Below are 24,374 nucleotides of genomic sequence, written 5' to 3'. Positions count from 1 at the left end.
CCGCATGCCAGCGATCCAGGAACGGGTGTCCGAGGGCGTCCAGGACGTACGCCGACGCCGCCCGTTCGTGGACCACCTGGTGCGGATGCAGGAGCACTACGGGTCGGTCCAGGCCTCGCAGCAGGCCGGCGCGGTGACGTACTTCGCCTTCCTGTCCTTCTTCCCGATCCTCGCGCTGTCGTTCTTCACGGTCGGCCTGGTCTCGGAGGTCTACCCCGACGCGAACCGCAACCTGCGCGACGCGATCGACTCGGTGCTGCCCGGCATCGTCGGCCCGGGGGAGGGGCAGGTGTCGCTGGAGCAGATCCGCACGTTCCGCGGGTGGGCGGCCGTGCTCGGTCTCGCCGGTGTCCTCTACTCCGGCCTCGGCTGGCTCTCGGCGATGCGGGCCGCGCTCCAGACCGTCTTCGCGATGCCGCGCCGGGAGCACCCGAACTTCGTCGTCGGCAAGCTCCGCGACGCGCTGACCCTCGTCGTCATCGGCACCGTGCTGCTCGTCGCCGTCGCGGTCGCCGGGTTCGTGGGCAGCTTCTCCGAGGACATCCTCGGCTGGCTAGGGCTCGACCAGGAGCTCGGCTGGCTGGTCAAGCTGCTCACCGTCGCCCTCGGCCTCGCGGCCAACACCGTGCTGTTCTACGCGCTCTACGCCCTGCTCGCCCAGCCCCGCCTGCCGCGCTCCTCGCTGCTCCAGGCCGCTCTGCTCGGCGCGGTCGGCTTCGAGGCGCTCAAGCAGCTCTCCGGCCTGCTGCTGGCCTCCACCAAGGAGCAGCCGGCGTTCCAGGCGTTCGGCATCGCGCTGATCCTGCTGGTCTGGATCAACTACTTCTCGAGGGTCGTGCTGTACTCGGCTGCGTTCGCGTACACCTCGCCCGCGGCGGTCGCCCAGCGCGTGCTGGATCCGGCCGACCCGGTGCAGGGACCGCGGACGCCCACGCCGGCGGAGCTGCACGCGCAGCACTCCGGGGTCAGGACCGCGCTCGCCCCGTTCGCGGTCGGAGGAGCGACCGCGCTCGGCGCGGTCGCGCTGCTGAGGAGGAAGAGGACCGGATGAGGTTCGAGCGACGTCACGGTTGGCTGCTCGTGGGGGTCGCGGCGTGGAACGTCCTGACCTACGCGATGTTCACCCGCAACCTGTGGAGCGCCCACGCCGACGGTGAGGACCGCCCCACCGGCTACTGGGTCGCCCACACCGTGCTCATCGTCGTCAACCTCGCCATCGCCGTCGTGCTCGGCCGGCTCGGCGTCCGTGCGTTGCGGGGGCAGGCGCAGGAGTCACCGGTTAGCCGGTGACTCCTGCACCCGGCCGCCCGGCCGCCGCTGAGCACCCCGGAGAAGCGCGAACGGCCCCTCCCCGGGTGGGGAAGGGGCCGTCGTACGACGTGCGGTCAGCCGCGGGCCAGGGTCAGCGACCCTGCTTGAGCGCGGTGCGCAGGTCCTTGTTGAGCTGGGAGATCACGTCGAGCGGGATCTCCTTGGGGCAGGCGGCGGTGCACTCGCCGATGTTGGTGCAGCCGCCGAAGCCCTCGGCGTCGTGCTGGCCGACCATGTTGACGACGCGGTCGTAGCGCTCCGGCTGGCCCTGCGGCAGCTCGCCGAGGTGGGTGATCTTGGCACCCATGAACAGGGAGGCCGAGCCGTTGGGGCAGGCCGCGACGCAGGCGCCGCAGGCGATGCAGGTGGCGACGTCGAAGGCGCGGTCGGCCTTCTTCTTCTCCACCGGCGCCGCGTGGGCGTCGGGGGCGGAGCCGGTGTTGGCGGAGATGTAGCCGCCGGCCTGGATGATCCGGTCGAACGCGCTGCGGTCGACGATGAGGTCGCGCAGCACCGGGAACACGTCGGAACGCCACGGCTCGATCGTGATGTCGTCGCCGTCCTTGAACGAGCGCATGTGCAGCTGGCAGGTCGTGGTGACCTCCGGGCCGTGCGCCTGGCCGTTGATCATCAGGCCGCAGTTGCCGCAGATGCCCTCGCGACAGTCGGAGTCGAAGGCGACCGGCTCCTCGCCCTGCTCGTTGAGCTGCTCGTTGAGCACGTCGAGCATCTCGAGGAAGCTCATGTCCTCGGAGACGCCGTCGAGCTCGTACTTCTGCATCGACCCGGCCGACGCCGCGTCCCGCTGACGCCAGATGTTGAGGGTGAGTCTCACTTGTAGCTCCGCTGCTTCATCTCGATGGCCGTGTAGATCAGGTCTTCCTTGTGCAGGACGGGCAGGCCGTCCTCGCCGCTCCACTCCCACGCGGCGACGTAGGCGAACTCGTCGTCGTGACGCAGCGCCTCGCCGTCCTCGGTCTGGGACTCGGCACGGAAGTGGCCGCCGCAGGACTCGCGGCGGTTGAGGGCGTCGATGCACATGAGCTCGCCCAGCTCGATGAAGTCGGCCACGCGGCCGGCCCGCTCGAGGCTCTGGTTGATGCTCTCGTTGGTGCCCAGGACCCGCAGGTTCGTCCAGAACTCCTTCTTGAGGTCCCGGATCATGTCGATCGCCTTGCGCAGGCCCTCCTCGGAGCGCTCCATGCCGCAGTACTCCCACATGATGTTGCCGAGCTGCTTGTGGAAGGAGTCGGCGCTGCGGGTGCCGTTGATCGAGAGGAACTTCTGGATCCGCTGCTCGACGTCGGTGCGGGCCTCGACCACGGCCGGGTGCGACTCGTCGATCTTCTCGAACGGGCCGTCGGCGAGGTACTCGCGGATGGTGTTCGGGAGGACGAAGTAGCCGTCGGCCAGGCCCTGCATCAGCGCCGAGGCGCCGAGACGGTTGGCGCCGTGGTCGGAGAAGTTGGCCTCGCCGGTGACGAAGAGGCCGGGGATCGTCGACTGCAGGTGGTAGTCGACCCACAGGCCGCCCATCACGTAGTGGACCGCCGGGTAGATGCGCATCGGCGTCTCGTAGGGGTCCTCGCCCGTGATCCGGGCGTACATGTCGAACAGGTTGCCGTACTTGGTCTCGACGGCCTTGCGACCCATGCGTGAGATCGCGTCGGCGAAGTCGAGGTAGACGCCGCGGCGGACCTGCTGCTCGGTGCCGTCGGGGCCGACCTCGGTGACGGCCGGGCCGACGCCGCGGCCCTCGTCGCACATGTTCTTCGCCTGGCGGGAGGCGATGTCGCGGGGGACCAGGTTGCCGAACGCCGGGTAGATCCGCTCCAGGTAGTAGTCGCGGTCCTCCTCGGGGATGTCGCGCGGGTCCTTGTCGCAGTCCTCGGCCTTCTTGGGCACCCAGATCCGACCGTCGTTGCGCAGCGACTCCGACATCAGCGTCAGCTTCGACTGGTGCGCACCGGAGACCGGGATGCAGGTCGGGTGGATCTGCGTGTAGCAGGGGTTGGCCATGTAGGCGCCCTTGCGGTGCGCGCGCCACGCGGCGGTGACGTTGGAGCCCATCGCGTTGGTGGAGAGGAAGAAGACGTTGCCGTAGCCGCCGTTGGCGAGCACGACGACGTCGGCGAGGTGGGTCTCGATCTCGCCGGTCACCAGGTCGCGGGCCACGATGCCGCGGGCCTTGCCGTCGGCGACGATGACCTCGAGCATCTCGTGGCGGGTGTACTGCGTGACCGTGCCGGCCGCTACCTGGCGCTCCATGGCCTGGTAGGCACCGAGCAGCAGCTGCTGGCCCGTCTGGCCGCGGGCGTAGAACGTGCGGGAGACCTGCACGCCGCCGAAGGAGCGGTTGTCGAGCAGGCCGCCGTACTCACGGGCGAAGGGGACGCCCTGCGCGACGCACTGGTCGATGATGTTCGCGCTGACCTCGGCCAGGCGGTAGACGTTCGACTCGCGCGAACGGTAGTCGCCGCCCTTGACGGTGTCGTAGAAGAGGCGGAACGTCGAGTCGCCGTCCTCCTTGTAGTTCTTCGCCGCGTTGATGCCGCCCTGGGCCGCGATCGAGTGCGCGCGGCGCGGGGAGTCCTGGTAGCAGAAGGACTTCACGTTGTAGCCGGCCTCGCCGAGCGTGGCGGCCGCGGCGCCACCGGCCAGGCCGGTGCCGACGATGATGATGTCGAGCTTGCGGCGGTTGGCCGGGTTGACCAGGCGGTTGTCGAAGACGCGCTGGGTCCAGCGCTGGTCGATCGGGCCGGTCGGGGCGACCGGGTCGACGAGCGGCTCGCCGTGCGTGTAGTAGCCGCGCGCGTCGTCGGAGACCTGCTGGGCGGGCTTGTTGAGGGGCGAGGTGCCCTGGGCGGAGGCCATGGTGCGCCTTCCTTACTTCTCGATGATGCCGGCGAGGACGGACAGGGGGACCAGCGAGAAACCGCCGGCGATCACGACCGCGAGCACCCAGCCGGCCTGCTTGGCGCGGGCGCGGGAGGAGGCGGTGTTGGTGAAGCCGAGCGTCTGGATCGCGCTGAACGTCCCGTGGTGCAGGTGGAAGCCGAGGGCGAGCATCGCCAGCAGGTAGATGACGGTCATCCACCACACGTCGAAGGTGTCGACCATCAGGTTGTACGGGTCGTCGGTCGGCCCGCCGTCGGGGTTGACCTTCGGGACCGTGAAGTTCAGCAGGTGCCAGACGATGAACAGCAGCAGCGCCAGCCCACCCCAGCGCATCGTGCGCGAGGAGAGCGAGGAGCTCTGGTTCTTCTTGACCTGGTACTTCACGGTGCGGGCCTTCGCCGCGCGGCGCCACAGGGCGTACGCCGACGCGACGTGCGCGATGAGCGCGACGATCAGCAGCAGGCGCATCACCCAGAGGAAACCCTCGTGGGGGAGCAGCGGCTCGCCGAACTCCCGCAGGTGGTGGGCGTAGTCGTTGAACGCGTCGTGACCGGCGAACGCCTTGAGGTTGCCGTACATGTGCGCGAGCACGTAGCCGATGAAGACGAGGCCGCTGACGGCCATGACGATCTTGAGCGCCACGGTGGAGCGCGTCGCGCGCGCCCCCTTGACGAGGGTCGGGGTTGCCACGAGGGACCACGCTACCTGTCGGCCACCGCGGGGTGGCACGTCAGGCGTGTGACATATGCCTTGTTACCGGCGGGTCAGGAACTTCGGCGCTCGGTCGGTCGTCGAGCCGGGGATGGTCACCGGCCGGCCTTCGCGGGGTGCACGCCGCCCGGTCGACGCCGCGGCCAGCGGTGCGAGGTGCCGCTCCACGAGCTCGTCGACGGCATCGGGCCAGGAGCGCGTGGTGGCCAGCTCGCGAGCCCGCCGACCCAGCAGCGCGCGGTGCCGGTCGCCGGCCAGGACCGCCACGGCCCGTGCCAGGCCGAGCGGGTCACCGGGCGGGTGCAGCAGACCGGTCTCGAGCGGGCGGACCAGCTCGCGGGCACCTCCGGATCGGGGTGCCACCACCGGCACGCCGCTCGCGCCGGCCGCGCGCAGCGCGTGGCAGCAGGTCTCCTCCTCGCCGGGGTGGACCAGCACGTCGAGGCTGGCCATCGCGACGGCGAGGTCGCCCGGGGCGAGAGGCCCGGTGACCTTCGCGCCGGGCAGACGGGTGGCCAGCCACTGCCGCTGCGGGCCGTCGCCGACGAGCACCGGGCGGATGCCGGGGACCTGGCCGAGGGCGGCCAGGTGGCGTACGCCGTGACGCTTGTGCAGCCCGCCGACGTACCCGACCACGACCAGCGGGCCCTCGGCCGAGCGCGCCCGCGCCCACCGGTCGTGCAGCCACGGGTCGCGCAGCGCGGGGCTGAAGGCGGCGGTGTCGACGCCGGGCAGCCAGGTCTCCGCCCGGACCCCGGCCTCGGCGAGCCGGTCGGCGTGCCAGCGGGCGGTGACGACGACGCGGTCGGCTCGGGCGCCGACCCGCAGGCGCCACCGGTCGAGCGAGGCCGCGGGCACGGCCTGCTGCTGCACCACCAGGGTCGGGATCCCCCGGCGGCGGGCGTGGGCGAGCGCCCGCCGGCCGAGCGGGCCGGGGTCGGTCACGTGCACCACGTCCGGCCGGTGGGCGTCGATCGCCGCCCGCACCTGGGTGCCCCGGCGGTCCAGCGGCGTCACCCGGTCGACCCGGCACCGCCGGTAGTCGGTCATGCCGGGCGCGGGTGCGACCAGTCGTACGTCGTGGCCGAGGTCGACGAGCCGGTCCGTCGTCGCCTTGAGCGTCGGCTCGCCCACCGGCTGGCAGGACTCGGTCACCAACGTGATCCGCATGCCGCCACCATCCCGGCCCCGGGTGGCCCGGTGGCTGCAAGCGCGTGCACGGCACGTGAACACCGCTCGCTCGTCGGGACGGACGTCCTGCGGTCGCGTCGCCAGTGACGTGGAGCGCCCCTGGCCCGCCCGCTGCGCCGCCCACATCTCAGGGGAGTCCTGCACATATCGGGGCAGATCTCCCCCGATATATGCAGGGGTCACCGGTTAACCGGTGACCCCTGCGCCCCGTGACCTGCGGCGCGGACAGCCGCGGGCCGGGTCGAAAACGTCACACTCGGTGGCCACCGTCACGTCGGCGTCCTTATCGTTCGCACCATGACGCAACCCCAAGGCGCGGTGGAGGGCGGCCTCGACGAGCCGACCGAGCTGGAGCCGGAGCAGGGCACGCTCGACCTGGCCGGCGACGGCGACCGGTGGACGGTCCAGGACTGGGAGCAGGCCGCCGCCGCGGTGCTGCGCAAGTCCCGCCGGCTCAAGGACGACGACCCCGACGACGCGGTGTGGACGAAGCTCACCCGCACCACGCTCGACGGCATCGAGGTCACGCCGCTCGGCACGCCCGCGCTGCTGGAGGGGCTGAGCACCAGCGGCCGCCCGACGCGCGTCGGGCCGTGGGACGTGCGGGCGCACCTGGGTGCGACCGGCGTGCCGGCGAAGCAGGCCAACGAGGAGGGGCTCGTCGACCTGGACGGTGGCGTCGCGTCGCTGTGGGTCACCGCCGACGCAGACACCGACCTGCTGGCGCTGCTCGAGGGCGTGCTGCTCGACCTGGCGCCGGTCGTCCTCGACGCACCGACCGCCCCGGTCGCGGTGGCCGAGGCGTTCCTCGCCCACCTCGGCGGCACCACGCCGGCCGACGGCACCAACCTCGGCGTCGACGGCCGCGCCTCCGACGAGGACCTCGTCGCCGTCGCGCGCCTCGCGCTCGACAAGGGCGTGCTCGGGGTCGTCGTCGACGCGACGGTCGCCCACGACCTCGGTGCGTCCGACGCCCAGGAGCTCGGCTACTCGATGTGGGTCGCCGCCCGCGTGCTGCGCGTCCTGACCGGGGCCGGGTTCGGCGTCGACGACGCGGCGCGGCTGGTGGAGTTCCGGTACGCCGCGACCGACGAGCAGTTCCCGACCATCGCCAAGCTCCGCGCTGCCCGCCGCCTGTGGGCGCGCGTGCTCGAGCTGAGCGAGGCGGCCCCGGCCGAGCAGCGCCAGCACGTGGTGACCAGCCGGCCGATGATGAGCAAGTACGACCCCTACGTGAACATGCTCCGCACGACCGTCGCCTCCTTCGCGGCCGGCGTCGGCGGCGCGGACGCCGTCACGGTGCTGCCGTTCGACAGCCCGCTGGGCCGGCCGGACGCCTTCGGCCGCCGCATCGCCCGCAACACCTCGCACCTGCTGGTCGACGAGGCGCTCGTCGCCAAGGTCGCCGACCCCGCGGGTGGTGCGTACGCCGTGGAGAAGCTCACCGACGACCTCGCGGTCGCCGGGTGGGACGTGCTCGGCCGACTCGACGCGGGGGAGTCCCTCGACGACGCCATCGCCGAGACCGTGGCCCGCCGCGAGCGCGAGGTCGCCACCCGCAAGCGGCCGATCACGGGGCTCACCGAGTTCCCGAACCTCGCCGAGCAGCTGCCGGAGCGGGCTCCGGACGCGGCCGCCGACGCGGTCCGCCGCTACGGCGCCGCCTTCGAGGAGCTGCGCGACGCCCCGGCGGCCCGGCCGGTGTTCCTCGCGACGATGGGCACGGTCGCGGCGCACACCGCCCGCGCGACCTTCGCCACCAACCTGCTGGCCGCCGGCGGGATCGCCGTCGAGGTGGCCGGACCGACCGGCGGCGTGGACGAGGTCGTGGCGGCGTACACCTCCGGTGGCGCGACCCCGGTGGTCTGCCTCGCCGGCTCCGACGCGGCGTACGACGAGTGGGCCGACCAGCTGGTGCCCGCCCTGCGCGAGGCCGGCGCGCGCCACGTCATCGTCGCGGGCAAGCCGCGCGACGGTGTCGACGACTCCTGCGCGATGGGCGTCGACGCCCTCGCGTTCCTGACCCGCACGAGGGAGCAGCTCCAGTGACCGTCCCGAAGAGCTTCGCCGGCCTGCCGTTGACCGGTGGCGCGGGCGCGCCGTCGACGCCGGCCCCGGCCGAGGCGTGGACCTCGCCCGAGGGCATCGAGATCAAGCCCGTCTACACCGAGGGCGACATCGCCGGCCTGGACGCGCTCGACACGCTTCCCGGTCTGAGCCCGTTCCTGCGCGGGCCCTACCCGACGATGTACACCACCCAGCCGTGGACGATCCGGCAGTACGCCGGCTTCTCCACCGCCGAGGAGTCCAACGCCTTCTACCGCCGCAACCTCGCGGCCGGCCAGAAGGGCCTCTCGGTCGCCTTCGACCTCGCGACCCACCGCGGCTACGACTCCGACCACCCGCGCGTGCGCGGCGACGTCGGCATGGCCGGCGTGGCGATCGACTCGATCTACGACACCCGAACCCTCTTCGACGGCATCCCGCTCGACGAGATGTCGGTGTCGATGACCATGAACGGCGCCGTCCTGCCGGTGCTCGCGCTCTACATCGCGGCGGCCGAGGAGCAGGGGGTGAAGCCGGAGCAGCTCGCGGGGACGATCCAGAACGACATCCTCAAGGAGTTCATGGTCCGCAACACCTACATCTACCCGCCGGCGCCGTCGATGCGGATCATCTCCGACATCTTCGCGTTCACCAGCCAGCGGATGCCGCGGTTCAACTCGATCTCGATCTCCGGCTACCACATGCAGGAGGCCGGGGCGACCGCCGACCTGGAGCTGGCCTACACGCTGGCCGACGGCGTGGAGTACATCCGCGCCGGCCTCGAGAGCGGGCTGACCATCGACCAGTTCGCGCCGCGCCTGAGCTTCTTCTGGGCGATCGGCATGAACTTCTACATGGAGGTCGCCAAGATGCGCGCCGCCCGCGCGCTGTGGTCGCGCCTGGTGCGCCAGTTCGACCCGCAGAACCCCAAGTCGCTGAGCCTGCGCACGCACAGCCAGACCTCCGGCTGGTCGCTGACCGCCCAGGACGTGTTCAACAACGTCCAGCGCACCGCGATCGAGGCGATGGCCGCGACCCAGGGCCACACCCAGTCGCTGCACACCAACGCGCTGGACGAGGCGATCGCCCTGCCGACCGACTTCTCCGCGCGCATCGCCCGCAACACCCAGCTGCTGCTGCAGCAGGAGAGCGGCACGACCGGGACGATCGACCCCTGGGCCGGCTCCTACTACGTCGAGCGGCTGACCCACGACATCGCCGAGCGCGCGTGGGCCCACATCCAGGAGGCCGAGCAGGCCGGCGGCATGGCCAAGGCCATCGAGCAGGGCATCCCGAAGATGCGCATCGAGGAGGCCGCGGCCCGCACCCAGGCGCGGATCGACTCCGGCGCCCAGAAGGTCATCGGCGTCAACACCTACCGGCTGGCCGCCGAGGACAAGCTCGACGTCCTCAAGGTCGACAACGACGACGTCTACCGCCAGCAGGTCGCCAAGCTCGATCGGCTGCGCGCCGAGCGCGACGACGACGCGGTACGCCGTGCGCTCGAGGCGCTGACGAACAGCGCGGAGCGGGGCGCGGGGCAGGGCCTCGACGGCAACCTGCTCGGGCTCGCCGTCGACGCGGCCCGCGCGAAGGCCACCGTCGGGGAGATCTCCGAGGCGCTGGAGAAGGTCTACGGCCGGCACCAGGCCGTCATCCGTACGATCAGCGGCGTGTATCGCGACACCGCCGGCGAGGGCGACGGCACCCTGGTCCAGCAGGTCCTCGACGCCACCGCGGAGTTCGAGGAGAACGAGGGCCGCCGGCCCCGCATCCTCGTCGCGAAGATGGGTCAAGACGGCCACGACCGGGGCCAGAAGGTCATCGTGTCCGCCTTCGCCGACATGGGCTTCGACGTCGACGTGGGGCCGCTGTTCTCCACGCCCGAGGAGGTCGCGCAGCAGGCGGTCGACGCCGACGTCCACATCGTCGGTGTCAGCTCGCTCGCCGCGGGCCACCTCACCCTCCTGCCGGCGCTGCGCGACGCGCTCGCCGAGCAGGGCCGGTCCGACATCATGGTCGTGATCGGCGGCGTGATCCCGCCCGACGACGTGCCGACGCTGACGGAGATGGGGGCGGCCGCGGTGTTCCTGCCCGGCACCGTCATCGCCGAGTCCGCGCTCGACCTGCTGGCCCGGTTGCGCGAGCAGCTCGGTCACTGATGCCGCCGGACGTCCCGACGCTCGTCGAGGGGATCCGGTCCGGCAAGCGGGCCGCGGTCTCGCAGGCGATCACGCTGGTGGAGTCCTCGCGCCCGCAGCACCGGGCGCTCGCCCGGGAGCTGTTGACCGAGCTCGCGGACGACTCGGGCGGCGGCGACGTCGTCCGGGTCGGCATCTCGGGCGTGCCCGGGGTCGGGAAGTCGACGTTCATCGAGTCGCTCGGCAGCCGGCTGACCGCGGCCGGCCACCGGGTCGGGGTGCTCGCCGTCGACCCGTCGTCGGTGCGCACCGGTGGGTCGGTGCTCGGCGACAAGACCCGGATGGGCCGACTCGCCTCCGATCCGGCAGCGTTCATCCGGCCCTCGCCCAGCGCGGGCACCCTCGGCGGCGTCGCCCGCGCGACGGTGCAGGCGATGGCGGTGCTCGAGGCGGCGTCGTACGACGTGGTGCTGGTGGAGACGGTCGGCGTGGGGCAGTCGGAGGTCACCGTCGCGGGGATGGTCGACACCTTCCTCTTCCTGACGCTGGCGCGCACCGGTGACCAGCTGCAGGGCATCAAGAAGGGCATCCTCGAGATCGCCGACGTCATCGCGGTCAACAAGGCCGACGGCGACCGCGAGGGCGAGGCTCGCGTGGCCGCGCGCGACCTGGCCGGCGCGCTGCGAATGGTCCGCGGGATGGAGGAGTGGGCGCCCCCGGTGGTGACCTGCTCGGGCCTGACCGACGTCGGCGTCGACGACCTGTGGGACCGCGTCCTGGCCCACCGCGAGCACCTCGGCGCCGACGGGCTGGCCCGCAAGCGCGCGGAGCAGCAGCTCGACTTCACCTGGGCGATGGTCCGCGACGAGCTCGACCAGCGGCTGCGGCACTCACCCGCGGTGCGGGCCGTCCGCGAGGAGGTCCGGGCCGCCGTGCTGGCCGGCGACCTGCCCGCCACGGTGGCCGCCGACCGGATCCTCGCGGCCTACGACGCGGTTCCATCCGGGGCATCCCCCACCCCCGGGAACTGACCCGGACGGGTCCCTCGAAGATGGGACATCTGACTCATGCGGCCGGGACGGCGGGCCGCCCAGGATCGGGACTCCAGCCACCCCTCCTGGAGGAACCCCATGAAGCGCACCACCCTCGCCGCCGCCTCGGTCGCCACCCTCGCGCTCGCCGTGCCGGCCGCCGCCGCGTCCGCCGCCCCCACGGCCGCCGCCGGTGACAAGCAGGTCGTCGCCAGCAAGCTGTTCAGCCCGCTCAGCCTCGCCGTGAAGTCGAACGGCGCCGCGTTCGTGTCCCAGAACTTCGCCGGCCAGCTGATGAAGGTCAAGAAGGGCAAGAAGCCGGTCGTCGTCGCCAAGGCGATGGAGGGCCGCGAGATCGGCGCGGTCGACGTCACCGACAACGTCATCACCTACGCCGTGTCGTGGGGCGAGAACGAGGGCGGCATCGTCCGCCAGGTCCGGAAGGGCAGGACGCGCACCATCGGCGACATCGGTGCCGCTGAGCGCGCGCTGAACCCCGACGGAAGCACCGTCTACGGGTTGCAGGACCTCGACGAGGGCTGCGAGGTGCCGCCGTTCCTCCAGGAGTACGAGGGCATCGTCGAGACGCACCCCTACGCCACCGCGGTCGCGGGCAGCACGGTGTACGTCGCCGACGCCGGCGCCAACGCGATCTTCAAGATCGCCGGCGGCGAGGTGACCCCGGTGGCCGCGCTGCCGCCGGTCGAGGTCGTCGTCCCGGCCGAGGCCGCCGAGGCGCTGGAGCTGCCCGAGTGCGTCGCAGGCAAGACCATGGCCCTCGAGGGCGTGCCCACCGACATCGAGGTCGGCCCCGACGGCGACCTCTACGTCACCAGCCTGCCCGGCGGTCCGGAGGACGGCAGCCTGGGCGCCAACGGCTCGGTGCTCCGCATCGACCCGGCGACCGGCGACGTCACCAAGGTCGCCGGCGGGTTCATCAGCACCACCGGCCTGGCCGTCGCCCGCAACGGCGACGTCTACGTGAGCGAGATCTTCACCGGGCGCATCCTCAAGGTCGCCGCCGGCACCGACACCCCGCAGCTGTTCCGCAAGGCGGCGATGCCGGCCGGGCTGGAGATCAAGGGCGGCTCGCTGTGGGCCACCACCAACGCGATGACCGGCATGTCCGGCGAGCCGGGCGACACCCCCAACGGCAAGGTCATGCGCTTCGGCCTCTGATCCGCGACTGCTGCCACACCCCTCCCGCCTCGTGATGCCCACCGTGAGCCCCGGCGCTCGCCCGGCAGCACGAGGCGGGAGGGGTCCCGCTCCTGGGTGGTCGAGCGGGGCGTGCGAGCCGGGGGACTAACCTGGGAGGCCTGATGACCAGGGACCCCCGCGTGCACGAGCTGATCCGCGAGGTCGTCGAGAAGCACGAGGCGGAGCTCGTCGACCTGCGTCGTGACCTGCACGCCCACCCGGAGCTGTCCTGGCACGAGGAGCGCACCTCCGCCCTGGTCGCGGAGCGGGTGCAGGAGGTCGGCTGGCGGGTCCGGCGGATGCCGCGGTCCGGCGTCGTCGCCGAGATCGGCGAGGGCGGCCCGGTGGCCGCGCTGCGGGCCGACATGGACGCGCTGCCGGTGCACGACGTCACCGAGGACCCGTGGCGCAGCACCGTGCCGGACGTCGCGCACGCCTGCGGTCACGACGTGCACACCACGGCCGCCGTCGGCGCCGCGCTCGCGCTGGCGCGGGTGCACGAGGAGGGGCTGCTCGGGGGCCGGGTCCGGGTGGTGTTCCAGCCCGCCGAGGAGGTCATGCCCGGCGGGGCGGTGCACCTGATGAGCCTGGGCGTCCTCGACGACGTCGACCGGATCTTCGCCCTGCACTGCGACCCCGGCGTCGACGTGGGCCAGGTCGGGCTCCGGCTCGGGCCGCTGACCAGCGCGGCAGACCGGGTCGAGGTCCGGCTGGAGGGGCGGGGCGGCCACACCAGCCGACCGCACCTGACCGGGGACCTGACCTTCGCGCTCGCCAAGGTGACCACCGAGCTCCCCGCCGTGCTGAGCCGGCGGATGGACCCCCGGGCCGGCGTCTCGGTCGTGTGGGGCATGGTCCGCGCGGGCGCCGCACCCAACGTCATCCCCGACGTCGGCGCGCTCGCGGGCACGGTCCGCATCCTCGACGCGGTCGCCTGGGCCGACTGCGAGCGGATCGTGCGCGAGGTCGTGCACGAGATCGTGGCGCCGTACGGCGTGACCGCGGTCGTGGACTACCAGCGCGGCGTGCCGCCGGTGGTCAACGAGCCGGTCTCCAACCGGATCCTCGCCCGCACCGTCCACGAGGTGCTCGGCGACGGTGGCCAGGTGGTCGCGCCGCAGAGCCTCGGCGGCGAGGACTTCGGCTGGTACCTCGACCAGGTGCCCGGCGCGATGATGCGACTCGGCACGCGCACCCCGGGCGGCCCGACGTACGACCTGCACCAGGGCGACCTGCGCGTCGACGAGCGGGCGATCGGCATCGGCGCCCGCGTCCTCGCGGGTGCGGCGGCCGCCGCCGTCGCGACCGACCGCTAGCCCGCTGCGCCGGCCGCCCGGTCGGGCGCGGGTCGGGGCTCGGATCGGGGCGCGGGTCACGGCTCGGCACGGTCGAGGTAACAACCGGGACACGACGGCACCGATCCGGTCGTCGGCGCCGTCGCCGGGACTTAGGGTGTGCCGGTGCCCCGTCCGGGGCGAGCGACAGATCAACATCTCCAGGAGGTGCCGTGAAGAAGACGGCTCGTATGGCAATGGTGGCCGGGCTGGTGGCCCTCTCCCTGACGGCGTGCGGTGAGCGCGACAGCGACGAAAGCGCGAGTGAGCCGAGCTCGTCCGCCCCGACCAGCGAGGCGACCTCCGAGGCGCCGAGCGAGCAGTTCCCCGACCACAAGGCCTGCATCGTCTCCGACTCCGGCGGCTTCGACGACAAGTCCTTCAACCAGACCTCCTACGCCGGCCTGACCAAGGCCGCCGAGGACTACGGCGTGCAGACCGCCGAGGTGGAGTCCAACGCTCCCTCGGAGTTCGGCGACAACATCAACGAGATGGTCCAGCAGGGCTGCAACACCATCGCCACCGTCGGCTTCCTGCTCGGCGACGCGACCGAGGCCGCGGCGAAGAAGAACAAGGACGTCGACTTCGCGATCGTCGACTTCGCCTACGAGAAGCCGCTCCCGAACGTCAAGGGCCTGACCTTCAACACCGCCGAGCCGTCCTTCCTCGCGGGCTACCTCGCCGCGGCGAAGTCCGAGACCGGCACCGTCGGCACCTTCGGTGGGGTCAACATCCCGACCGTCACCATCTTCATGAACGGCTTCTACCAGGGCGTCCAGAAGTACAACGAGGACGAGGGCGCCGACGTCCAGGTCATCGGGTGGAACCCCGAGACCCAGGAGGGCTCGTTCACGAACGACTTCGAGAACAAGACCCTCGGCCAGTCCACCGCCGAGGAGATGATCACCCAGGGTGCCGACGTGATCTTCCCGGTCGCCGGTCCCGCCGGCCTCGGTGGCCTGCAGGCCGCCCAGGACAACGACGTCAAGGCCATCTGGGTCGACACCGACGGCTGCGAGTCGGCCGCCGAGTACTGCGACGTGCTGCTGACCTCGGTCGTCAAGGCCATGGACGTCGCCGTCGAGCAGGCGATCCTCGAGTCCGCCCAGGACACCTTCTCCAACGAGGTCTACGAGGGCACGCTGGAGAACGAGGGCGTCGGCCTGGCGCCGTACGGCCCGGAGGCTGACATCGACGACGAGCTCTCGAGCAAGATCGACGAGCTCAAGCAGCAGATCATCGACGGGGAGATCACCGTCGAGTGACCTCGGTCCACCGGATCCCGTCGTACGACGGGGGCCCGGTGGGCCACGGGGCAGGCCGGGGCGGGGAGACCCGTCCCCGGCCTGCCCCTTATCGTCTTCTGGTCGCCGTGAGGCCCTGGGCCCGGTGACCAGCGGTGCAACGACGCGCCACGCGGCACATCGAGGAGACCATGAAGCTGGAGATCAAGGGGCTGACCAAGCGGTTCGGCTCCTTCACGGCCAACGACCACATCGACCTCACGGTCGAGCCGGGCGAGATCCACTGCCTCCTCGGCGAGAACGGTGCCGGCAAGTCCACCCTGATGAACATGCTCTACGGCCTGCTCGAGCCCACCGAGGGCCAGATCGTGGTCGACGGCGAGCCGGTCACCTTCTCCACCCCGGGTGAGGCGATCGAGGCCGGCATCGGGATGGTCCACCAGCACTTCATGCTGGTCCCCGTCTTCACCGTCGCCGAGAACGTCATGCTCGGCCGCGAGCAGACCCGCCGCGGCGTGCTCGACCGCAAGGCGGCGTCGCGCCTGGTCCGCGACCTCTCGGACCGCTACGGCCTCAAGGTCGACCCCGACGCGCTGGTCGAGAACCTCCCGGTCGGCGTACAGCAGCGCGTGGAGATCCTCAAGGCGCTCGCGAACGACGCGAAGGTGCTGATCCTCGACGAGCCCACGGCGGTCCTGACGCCGCAGGAGATCGACGAGCTGATGGCGATCATGCGCGGGCTCAAGGAGCAGGGCACGTCGATCATCTTCATCACCCACAAGCTGCGCGAGGTCAAGGCGATCGGCGACCGGATCAGCGTCATCCGCCGCGGCAAGGTCGTGGGTACGGCGCAGCCGTCGGCCAGCGAGGCCGAGCTGGCCGAGCTGATGGTGGGCCGCTCGGTGCAGCTGACCGTGGACAAGGCGCCGGCCACGAGCGGCGCCGCGGTGCTCGAGGCGCGTGGGATCAGCGTCGTCGACCCGCGTGGCCACCTCGTGGTCAAGGACGTCAGCTTCGAGGCGCGCGCCGGCGAGGTGCTCGGCATCGCGGGCGTCCAGGGCAACGGCCAGACCGAGCTGATCAAGTCGCTGCTCGGCCTGGTGCGGCCCGACGCCGGCCAGGTCTGGATCGACGGTCGTGACATCAGCAGGCACAACCCGCGCGAGAGCCTGGAGGAGGGCATCGGCTACGTCCCCGAGGACCGTTCGCACGACGGCTTCGTCGGCTCCTTCAGCGTCCGCGAGAACCTCGTGCTCGACCTGTTCCGCAACGAGGAGTTCTCCCGCGGCCCGGTGCTGAAGCGCGACGCGATCGAGGCGAACGCGCGTCACCGGATCGAGGAGTTCGACATCCGCACCGAGACGATGGAGACGCCGGTGGCGTCCCTCTCGGGCGGCAACCAGCAGAAGGTCGTCGTGGCGCGGGAGTTCTCCCGCCCGCTGAAGGTGCTCATCGCCTCCCAGCCCACCCGCGGCGTGGACGTCGGCTCGATCGAGTTCATCCACAAGCGGATCATCGCCGAGCGCGACCGCGGCACCGCCGTGATCATCGTGTCGACCGAGCTCGACGAGATCTACGCGCTCTCCGACCGCATCGCGGTCATGTACGACGGCCGCATCGTCGGCACCGTCGACCCCAGCATCCCTCGTGAGGAGATCGGACTGATGATGGCCGGGGCCACCACCTCTGCGGCCGCGAACGGCGGTGCGGCATGAGCGAGACCCCGAAGGACCCGCTCGGCCCGGGCACCCCGGACAACGGCGACCAGGGCCAGGGCACGACCACCCAGGGCGCCGTGCCGGCGGGCAAGAACGACGCCGCCAGGAACGGGGCCGGGCGCGACCGCGACCTGACCTCCTGGCTGCCCACCGTCGTCGACAGCATCGCTGCGGTGGTGCTGGCGCTGCTCGTCGGCGCCCTGCTCATCATGTTCTCGACCCCGCGCGTGGTGGAGTCGCTGAGCTACTTCTTCAGCTACCCGTGGGACTTCTTCAAGTTCTCCGGCGAGGCGGTCTGGGACGGCTACCGCGCCCTGATCTCCGGCTCGATCGGCTCCGGCACCGCCTGGACCCGCACCCTCGAGCGGGCCGCGCCGCTGATCTGCGCCGGCCTCGGCGTGAGCCTGGCGTTCCGCGCCGGCATGTTCAACATCGGCGCGCAGGGCCAGATCCTGCTCGGCGCGCTGGTCGGCGGCTTCATCGGCTTCCACTACGACCTGCCGCCGGGCATCCACCTGCTGGCCGCGCTGCTCGGCGCGCTGGTCGCCGGCGCCGCGTGGGGCGCGATCGCGGGCATCCTCAAGGCGCGGACCGGCGCCCACGAGGTGATCACGACGATCATGCTCAACTACGTCGGCCGCTTCACGATGCTCTACTTCCTGGGCAAGGAGGCGCTCCAGCGCCCCGACAGCGACAACCTGCTCTCGCCGCCGGTCGACGACAGCGCCGCGTTCCCGACCATCGCCGGCGTGCACGTCGGCGTCCTGCTCGCCGTCGTCGCCGCGCTGTTCGTGTGGTGGCTGCTCGAGCGCAGCACGCTCGGCTTCGAGATGCGCGCGGTGGGTGCCAACCCCGACGCGGCGCGGACCGCGGGCATGAGCGTGGCCCGGGTCTACGTCTCGGCGATGGCGCTGGCCGGCATGCTCGCCGGCCTCGCGGCCACGATGACCGTGCTGGGCCGCCAGGACTCGCTGACCGACCAGGTCGCGGGCACGGTCGGCTTCGACGCGATCACGGTCGCGCTGCTGGGCCGGACCACTCCGCTCGGCACCGTGCTCGCCGGCCTGCTCTTCGGCGCGCTCTCCGCGGGCGGCCTGAGCATGCAGGGCGCCGCCGGCGTGCCGCCGGAGCTCACGCAGGTGCTGCAGGCGCTGATCGTGCTCTTCGTGGCGGCGCCGGCGCTGGTGCGCGGGATCTTCCGGCTGCGCGGCCAGGGCCGCAAGGCCGACGTGATGGCGACGGGTTGGTGAGGGACGACATGACGACGACCACGACCGGGCCGGCCCCGGCCAGCCCGGGCCCCGGGGCCCCCGAGGCTCCCGTCCGCGACCGTGCCGACGTACGCCGCCAGGTGCGCCTGGTCATCACCTTCGGGCTGGTGCTCGCGTCGCTGGTGGTCTTCGCGCTGCTGGTCGACGACCCGGCGTTCACCTACCTGCTCGGTGAGAAGCGCACCGCCGAGTTCGTGCCGAAGGACGGCAACGCGACCTACATCTCCTGGGGCGCGGTCGTCATCGCCGCGATCGCGCTCGTGCTCGCGGCGCTCGACCGGTTCCCGCGCGGCTGGAAGGGTGCGCTGCTCGGCATCCTCGTGGGGCTGGCGTTCTACGCCGGGTTCCTCATGTGGGCCTACACCGACCAGGCCGAGGGCGGTATCCAGGTCTTCATCGCCAACCCGATCCCGGGCACCATCCGGATCGCGACGCCGCTGGTGCTGGGCGCGCTGGCCGGCTGCCTGTGCGAGCGGGCCGGTGTCATCAACATCGCCATCGAGGCGCAGTTCCTCTCCGGCGCGTTCTTCGCCTCGGTGTTCTCCAGCATCGCCTACAGCTCGTTGGTCTTCATCCCGGTCGCCCTGTGCGCGGTCTTCGGCCTGCTCGGCGGCGTCCTCGCCGGTGTCCTCATCGCGGCGATGCTCGGCTGGTTCGCTCTGCGCTACCGGGTCAACCAGGTCGTCCTCGGCGTCGTGCTCGTCGCCTTCGCGACCGGCCTGACCAGCTTCCTGCTCGGCCAGATCCCGAGCGACCACAAGGAGACGCTCAACGACCCGCAGGTGCTGGAGAAGATCGAGATCCCGGTCCTCGCGGACATCCCGGTCGTCGGCGACGCGCTGTTCAACCAGACGCTGCTGGTCTACCTGATGTACGCCTCGGTCGCGCTCGTCACCTTCCTGCTCTTCCAGACCCGGTGGGGCCTGCGGGTCCGCGCGGTCGGCGAGCACCCGAAGGCCGCCGACACCGTCGGCATCCAGGTCAACCGGGTCCGCTGGCAGGCGGTGCTCCTCGGCGGCGTCTTCGCCGGCCTCGGCGGGGCCTACTACACCGTGGGCTCCACCGGCGCCTTCGACCGCGAGGTCTCGGCCGGCACCGGCTTCATCGCGCTCGCCGCGGTGATCATGGGCCGCTGGCACCCGGTCGGCGCGACCTTCGCCGCGGTGTTCTTCGGCTTCATGTGGAACCTGCAGAACCAGCTGTCGTTCGTGCAGCCGGTCCCCGGCGAGCTGCTCGGCGCGGCGCCGTACCTCGCCACCATCATCGCCGTGGCCGGCTTCGTCGGCCGGGTCCGCCCGCCGGCGGCCGACGGCGAGCCGTACGTGAAGGAGTGACGGCGATGAGCCAGGGCACGAGCGAGGAGTTCGACTGGGAGGGCCTGCGCGAGCAGGCCGTCGCGGCGATGCGGCGCGCGTACGCGCCGTACTCCGGCTACCCCGTCGGCGCCGCCGCGGTCGTCCAGGACGGGCGCACCGTGGCGGGGTGCAACGTGGAGAACGCCGGGTACGGCGTGACGCTGTGCGCCGAGTGCGGGCTGGTGAGCCAGCTCCACATGACCGGTGGCGGGCTGCTGACCCACTTCGTGTGCGTCGACAGCGGGGGCACGGTGATCATGCCGTGCGGCCGCTGCCGCCAGCTGCTGTGGGAGAACGGCGGCGCGGACCTGCAGGTGATGACCCCCCTCGGCGTGCGACCCATGACCGAGGTGCTGCCCCAGGCGTTCGGACCGGACGACCTGGCGAGAGGAGAACAGTCTTGAGCACCCACGACGCCGTCGAGGTGATCACCGCCAAGCGGGACCGCCAGTCCCTGAGCGACTCCCAGATCGACTGGGTCGTCGACGCCTACACGCGTGGCGACGTCGCCGACGAGCAGATGGCCTCGCTGGCCATGGCGATCCTGCTCAACGGCATGGACCAGCGCGAGATCGCCCGGTGGACCGCCGCGATGATCGCGTCGGGGGAGCGGATGGACTTCTCCGCCCTCTCCCGCCCGACCGCCGACAAGCACTCAACCGGCGGCGTCGGCGACAAGATCACCCTGCCGCTCGCGCCGCTGGTCGCGGCCTGCGGCGTGGCGGTGCCGCAGCTCTCCGGACGCGGGCTCGGGCACACCGGCGGCACGCTCGACAAGCTCGAGGCGATCCCCGGCTGGCGCGCGTCGCTGACCAACGCCGAGATGATGGAGCAGCTGGAGTCGGTCGGCGCGGTCATCTGCGCCGCCGGCGAGGGCCTGGCCCCCGCGGACAAGAAGCTCTACGCCCTGCGCGACGTCACCGGCACCGTCGAGGCGATCCCGCTCATCGCGTCGTCGATCATGAGCAAGAAGATCGCCGAGGGCACCGGCGCGCTCGTGCTCGACGTCAAGGTCGGCTCCGGCGCCTTCATGAAGGACGTCGCCCGCGCGCGCGAGCTCGCCGAGACGATGGTCGCGCTCGGCACCGACGCCGGCGTGCGGACCACCGCGCTGCTCACCGACATGTCCGTCCCGCTCGGCCGCACCGCCGGCAACGCGATCGAGGTCGCGGAGTCCGTCGAGGTGCTCGCGGGCGGCGGGCCCGCCGACGTCGTCGAGCTCACCGTCGCGCTGGCCCGCGAGATGCTCGCCGGTGCAGGCGTCACCGACGTGGACCCGGCCGACAAGCTGGCCGACGGCTCGGCGATGGACGTCTGGAAAGCGATGATCCGCGCCCAGGACGGGGACCCCGACGCGGAGCTGCCCACCGCGCGCGAGCAGCACGTCGTCACCGCCCCCTCGACCGGTGTGCTGACCCGGCTCGACGCGATGTCGGTCGGCCTGGCCGCCTGGCGCCTCGGCGCCGGCCGGGCCCGCAAGGAGGACCCGGTGCAGGCCGGCGCGGGCGTCGTCTGGCACGCGCGCCCCGGTGACCGGGTCGCCGAGGGCGAGCCGCTCTTCACGCTGCTCACCGACGACGAGCACCGCTTCGAGCGGGCGCTCGCCTCGCTCGAGGGCGGCTACGAGGTCGCCGCCGGCGACACCGACTTCACGCCCGGACCGCTCGTCATCGACCGGATCGGCTGACCGGTGCGCGGCGGGCGCGGCCCGGTTCCCGGACCCCGGGAGTCGGCCGCGCTCGTCTTCGGCTCGTCGGCGGCGGTGCTCGTCGTCGAGCTCGTCGCGCTGCGGCTGCTCGCGCCGTACCTCGGGCTGACGCTGGAGACCAACACCCTGGTGATCGGCCTTGCGCTCACCGCGATCGCGGTCGGCTCGTGGGCCGGGGGCCGGGCGGCGGACGTCGTCGATCCCCGGGCGGCCCTGGCACCGCTGCTCGGGGTGTCGGGGGTGGTGGTCGCCGGCACACCGTTCCTGGTCCGGGGCGCGGCCGAGGCCGGTGACGGCTCGCTGCTGCTGCCCGCCACCGCTTTCGCCATCGGCGTGCCGGGCGCGCTGCTCTCGGCGGTCACGCCGATGGTCACCAAGCTGGCGCTCACCTCGCTGACGGAGACCGGGACGGTCGTCGGCCGGCTCTCCGGCATCGGCACCGCCGGGTCGATCGTCGGCACCGTGCTCACCGGGTTCGTGCTGGTCTCGACCCTGCCGGTCAGCGGCATCCTCGTCGGGCTCGGCGTCCTGCTCGTGCTGGTGGCGGTCGTGGTCGGCGTGCGGGTGCGGGGCTGGCGGGCGGCCGCCCCGGCGCTGGCGCTCCTGGTCGGCGGCGCCGGCATCGGCGGCCTCGCGGCGGTCCTGGCGCCGGGCGGCTGCGACGTGGAGACGCGCTACCACTGCGCCCGGGTCGAGGCCGAGCCGCCGGGCGGGTCCGGGCGGGTGCTGGTGCTCGACGGCCTGCGCCACTCCTACGTCGACCTCGACGATGCCACCCACCTGGAGTTCGAGTACGTCCAGGCGATCGCGTCCGTCGTCGACACGGCCTTCCCGGCGGGCGAGCCGCTGGCGGCGTACCACCTGGGCGGCGGCGGGCTCACCTTCCCCCGCTACCTCGCCGAGGTGCGTCCGGGCACGACGAGCCTGGTCTCGGAGATCGACCCGGGCGTGCTCGCCCTCGACCGGGACCTGCTGGGGCTCGAGACCGGCCCGGCGCTGCAGGTGCGTGTCGAGGACGGGCGGCTCGGCCTCGAGCGCCTTCCCGCCGACAGCCGCGACCTCGTGGTCGGCGACGCGTTCGGCGGCGTGAGCGTGCCGTGGCACCTGACGACCCGCGAGGCCATGGAGCAGGTGTCGCGCGTGCTGCGCGACGACGGGGTGTACGTCGCCAACCTCATCGACCACGGACCGCTCGCCTTCGCCCGCGCGCAGGCGGCGACCCTGCGCGAGGTGTTCGCCCACGTCGGCCTCGTCGCCCGGCCCGGGGCGTTCAGCCGGATCGACGGCGGCAACCTCGTCGTCGTCGCCTCGGACCGCCCGCTCGACCTCGGCGCGGTGACCCGCTCGCTGGCCGGGCGCGACCTCGCGTGGGAGGCCCGGGCCGGCGTCGGCCTCGACGGCTGGGTCGGCCACGCCGAGGTGCTGACCGACGACCACGCGCCGGTCGACCAGCTGCTCAGCCACGCCGCGGGCTGAGTGGCCCCGAGGTTGTGACCGGAGCGGTTCCGGGCACAGGCCCATCGACGTGTGTCCGGTTCGAACCAGGAGGAGTGTCGTGACCACAGCGCCGCCGGAGCAGGACAAGCGCCGAGGAGCGTTCTCCTCACGCCGGGTCTTCATCCTCGCCGCCATCGGGTCGGCCGTCGGGTTGGGCAACATCTGGCGCTTCCCGTACGTCGCCTACGAGAACGGCGGTGGCGCCTTCGTCATCCCCTACCTCGTCGCTCTGGTCACCGCGGGCCTGCCGTTCCTCTTCCTCGACTACGCACTCGGGCACCGCCACCGCGGCTCCGCGCCGCTGTCCTTCGCACGACAGTCCCGCGGCACCGAGGGGCTGGGGTGGTGGCAGGTAGGCATCTGCTTCATGATCGCCATCTACTACGCCGCGGTCATCGCCTACGCCCTGCGCTACACGTTCTTCTCCGTCGGCCAGTCGTGGGGCGACGACCCCGAGGGCTACTTCTTCGAGCAGTTCCTCCAGGTCGAGGGTTCCGGGATCACCGCCGACGTCGTCGTCGGCGTGCTGGTGCCGCAGCTCGTCGTGTGGGCGGCCGTGCTGCTGATCATGGGCCTGGGCGTGCAGAAGGGCATCGGCGCGAGCTCGGTGGTCTTCATCCCGTTGCTGATCCTCGCCTTCGTGGTCCTGGTGGTCCGCTCGCTGTTCCTCCCCGGCGCGGCGGCGGGCCTCGACGAGCTGTTCACCCCGGACTGGGGCGCCCTGACCGACGCTTCGGTGTGGGCGGCGGCCTTCGGCCAGATCTTCTTCTCGCTCTCGATCGGCTTCGGCATCATGATCACCTACGCCTCCTACGTCGGCCGGCGCACGGACATGACCGGCTCCGGCTTCGTGGTCGGCTTCGCCAACTCCGGCTTCGAGCTCCTGGCGGGCATCGGGGTCTTCGCCGCGCTCGGCTTCATGGCGCAGGCCAACGGGGTCGCGGTCGACGACGTGGTCGACGACGGCATCGGGCTCGCCTTCGTCGCCTTCCCCGCGATCATCAGCGAGGCGCCGGGCGGGGCGCTCATCGGCGTGCTGTTCTTCGGCTCGCTCGTCATCGCCGGCCTGACCTCGCTGGTCAGCGTGCTCGAGGTCGTCGTCTCCGCGGTGCGCGACAAGCTCGCGCTCACGCGCCTCACCGCCGTCGCGGTCGTCGGCGGCCCGGCCGCCCTGATCAGCCTCGTGCTCTTCTCGACCACCAGCGGGCTGTCGGTGCTCGACATCGTCGACTACTTCATCAACCGCTTCGGCATCCTGCTCGTCGCGGTCGTCTCGATGGTGGTGCTGGCCTGGTTCGTCCGGGCGCTGCCCGGTCTCGCCGGCCACCTCAACCGGCACGGGTCGATCCGGCTCGGCCGGGTCTGGATGGCGCTGGTGGCGATCGTCGCGCCCCTCGCGCTGGCCTTCGTGCTCGTCCGCGACTTCCTCGACACGCTCGAGGAGCCGTACGGCGGCTACCCCGGCTGGATGCTCGGCGTCTTCGGCTGGGGCGCCGCCGGCCTGGTGCTGGTGCTCGGCTTCGTGCTGGCCGCGCTGCCGTGGCACCGCTCGGTCGACCTCAGCCCGGGGGAGACGGCCGGGACCGAGCGGGAGGAGGTGGACCGATGAGCACCGAGGCGATCGTGATGATGGTGGTGGCGATGCTCGTGCTGTGGGGCGGCCTGGCGGTGGCGGTGCTGAACATCAGCCGCGGCGGTCGGCGGGACGTCTAGCCGCG

Annotated in this window: 20 protein-coding genes; 16 read left to right on the top strand and 4 right to left on the bottom strand. The window is 72.2% G+C overall.

Going from position 1 to position 24,374, the window contains the following annotated elements; genetic code table 11:
• The first annotated feature begins 4 nt into the window (after nucleotides 1-4).
• Nucleotides 5-1,051 carry a YihY/virulence factor BrkB family protein gene (locus H7344_RS12135; protein ID WP_186346290.1) on the top strand — a complete coding sequence of 349 codons (1,047 nt, stop codon included), beginning with the start codon at nucleotides 5-7 and terminating at the stop codon, nucleotides 1,049-1,051.
• Entirely contained in the window at nucleotides 1,048-1,290 is a 243-nt protein-coding gene (locus tag H7344_RS12130; RefSeq protein ID WP_186346289.1) for an SCO4848 family membrane protein, read from the top strand. The genes H7344_RS12135 and H7344_RS12130 overlap by 4 nt, the downstream gene beginning before the upstream one ends.
• A gap of 112 nt (nucleotides 1,291-1,402) precedes the next feature.
• Here H7344_RS12130 and H7344_RS12125 read toward each other — a convergent pair whose 3' ends face one another.
• From H7344_RS12125 to H7344_RS12110, 4 genes are all read right to left on the bottom strand, one after another.
• On the bottom strand, nucleotides 1,403-2,146 hold the full coding sequence (locus tag H7344_RS12125) for a succinate dehydrogenase/fumarate reductase iron-sulfur subunit (RefSeq protein ID WP_166191235.1): 744 nt from the start codon (nucleotides 2,144-2,146) through the stop codon (nucleotides 1,403-1,405).
• Entirely contained in the window at nucleotides 2,143-4,185 is a 2,043-nt protein-coding gene (locus tag H7344_RS12120) for a fumarate reductase/succinate dehydrogenase flavoprotein subunit (RefSeq protein WP_186346288.1), read from the bottom strand. Before H7344_RS12120 ends, H7344_RS12125 begins: the two co-directional genes overlap by 4 nt.
• A 12-nt stretch (nucleotides 4,186-4,197) precedes the next feature.
• A complete protein-coding gene (locus H7344_RS12115) occupies nucleotides 4,198-4,899 on the bottom strand; it encodes a succinate dehydrogenase cytochrome b subunit (RefSeq protein WP_186346287.1) in 702 nt (233 codons plus the stop codon).
• Nucleotides 4,900-4,962: 63 nt separating this feature from the next.
• Nucleotides 4,963-6,090: a glycosyltransferase gene (locus tag H7344_RS12110; RefSeq protein ID WP_186346286.1), complete on the bottom strand. Its 1,128-nt coding sequence runs from the start codon at nucleotides 6,088-6,090 to the stop codon at nucleotides 4,963-4,965.
• Between the two features lie 318 nt (nucleotides 6,091-6,408).
• On the opposite strand from H7344_RS12110, the gene H7344_RS12105 reads away from it, so the two are divergent.
• From H7344_RS12105 to H7344_RS12040, 14 genes are all read left to right on the top strand, one after another.
• Complete coding sequence (locus H7344_RS12105) at nucleotides 6,409-8,160, top strand: methylmalonyl-CoA mutase family protein (protein WP_186346285.1); 1,752 nt, start codon at nucleotides 6,409-6,411, stop codon at nucleotides 8,158-8,160.
• 23 nt (nucleotides 8,161-8,183) lie between these two features.
• Nucleotides 8,184-10,319: a methylmalonyl-CoA mutase gene (gene scpA, locus H7344_RS12100; protein ID WP_222130608.1), complete on the top strand. Its 2,136-nt coding sequence runs from the start codon at nucleotides 8,184-8,186 to the stop codon at nucleotides 10,317-10,319.
• Nucleotides 10,319-11,329: a methylmalonyl Co-A mutase-associated GTPase MeaB gene (meaB, locus tag H7344_RS12095; RefSeq protein ID WP_186346283.1), complete on the top strand. Its 1,011-nt coding sequence runs from the start codon at nucleotides 10,319-10,321 to the stop codon at nucleotides 11,327-11,329. The genes scpA and meaB overlap by 1 nt, the downstream gene beginning before the upstream one ends.
• Before the next feature lie 99 nt (nucleotides 11,330-11,428).
• Nucleotides 11,429-12,508, top strand: a complete 1,080-nt coding sequence (locus H7344_RS12090; protein ID WP_186346282.1) for a ScyD/ScyE family protein — start codon at nucleotides 11,429-11,431, stop codon at nucleotides 12,506-12,508.
• Between the two features lie 143 nt (nucleotides 12,509-12,651).
• Nucleotides 12,652-13,845 carry an amidohydrolase gene (locus tag H7344_RS12085; protein ID WP_186346281.1) on the top strand — a complete coding sequence of 398 codons (1,194 nt, stop codon included), beginning with the start codon at nucleotides 12,652-12,654 and terminating at the stop codon, nucleotides 13,843-13,845.
• 191 nt (nucleotides 13,846-14,036) lie between these two features.
• A complete protein-coding gene (locus H7344_RS12080; protein ID WP_229707096.1) occupies nucleotides 14,037-15,128 on the top strand; it encodes a BMP family lipoprotein in 1,092 nt (363 codons plus the stop codon).
• Nucleotides 15,129-15,298: 170 nt separating this feature from the next.
• Nucleotides 15,299-16,822, top strand: coding sequence for an ABC transporter ATP-binding protein (locus tag H7344_RS12075; RefSeq protein WP_186346280.1), 1,524 nt, complete (start codon nucleotides 15,299-15,301; stop codon nucleotides 16,820-16,822).
• Nucleotides 16,819-18,075 (top strand): ABC transporter permease, encoded by a 1,257-nt coding sequence (locus H7344_RS12070; protein WP_186346279.1) that lies wholly within the window; start codon nucleotides 16,819-16,821, stop codon nucleotides 18,073-18,075. Before H7344_RS12075 ends, H7344_RS12070 begins: the two co-directional genes overlap by 4 nt.
• 8 nt (nucleotides 18,076-18,083) lie before the next feature.
• Nucleotides 18,084-19,430, top strand: coding sequence for an ABC transporter permease (locus H7344_RS12065; protein ID WP_186346278.1), 1,347 nt, complete (start codon nucleotides 18,084-18,086; stop codon nucleotides 19,428-19,430).
• Between the two features lie 5 nt (nucleotides 19,431-19,435).
• The gene (locus H7344_RS12060; RefSeq protein WP_186346277.1) at nucleotides 19,436-19,855 is read left to right on the top strand and encodes a cytidine deaminase; all 420 of its coding nucleotides are present in this window, start codon (nucleotides 19,436-19,438) and stop codon (nucleotides 19,853-19,855) included.
• Nucleotides 19,852-21,138: a thymidine phosphorylase gene (locus H7344_RS12055; RefSeq protein ID WP_186346276.1), complete on the top strand. Its 1,287-nt coding sequence runs from the start codon at nucleotides 19,852-19,854 to the stop codon at nucleotides 21,136-21,138. The genes H7344_RS12060 and H7344_RS12055 overlap by 4 nt, the downstream gene beginning before the upstream one ends.
• Nucleotides 21,139-21,141: 3 nt before the next feature.
• The gene (locus tag H7344_RS12050) at nucleotides 21,142-22,635 is read left to right on the top strand and encodes a fused MFS/spermidine synthase (RefSeq protein WP_186346275.1); all 1,494 of its coding nucleotides are present in this window, start codon (nucleotides 21,142-21,144) and stop codon (nucleotides 22,633-22,635) included.
• Between the two features lie 79 nt (nucleotides 22,636-22,714).
• Nucleotides 22,715-24,265: a sodium-dependent transporter gene (locus H7344_RS12045; RefSeq protein WP_186346274.1), complete on the top strand. Its 1,551-nt coding sequence runs from the start codon at nucleotides 22,715-22,717 to the stop codon at nucleotides 24,263-24,265.
• Nucleotides 24,262-24,369 carry a methionine/alanine import family NSS transporter small subunit gene (locus H7344_RS12040; RefSeq protein ID WP_186346273.1) on the top strand — a complete coding sequence of 36 codons (108 nt, stop codon included), beginning with the start codon at nucleotides 24,262-24,264 and terminating at the stop codon, nucleotides 24,367-24,369. The genes H7344_RS12045 and H7344_RS12040 overlap by 4 nt, the downstream gene beginning before the upstream one ends.
• The last annotated feature ends 5 nt before the right edge of the window (nucleotides 24,370-24,374 follow it).

The sequence above is a fragment of the Nocardioides deserti genome (assembly GCF_014266025.1).
Classification (GTDB): domain Bacteria; phylum Actinomycetota; class Actinomycetes; order Propionibacteriales; family Nocardioidaceae; genus Nocardioides; species Nocardioides deserti.
Note: the sequence above shows the minus strand (reverse complement) of the source record. Positions and strands in the feature narration are given on the sequence as shown.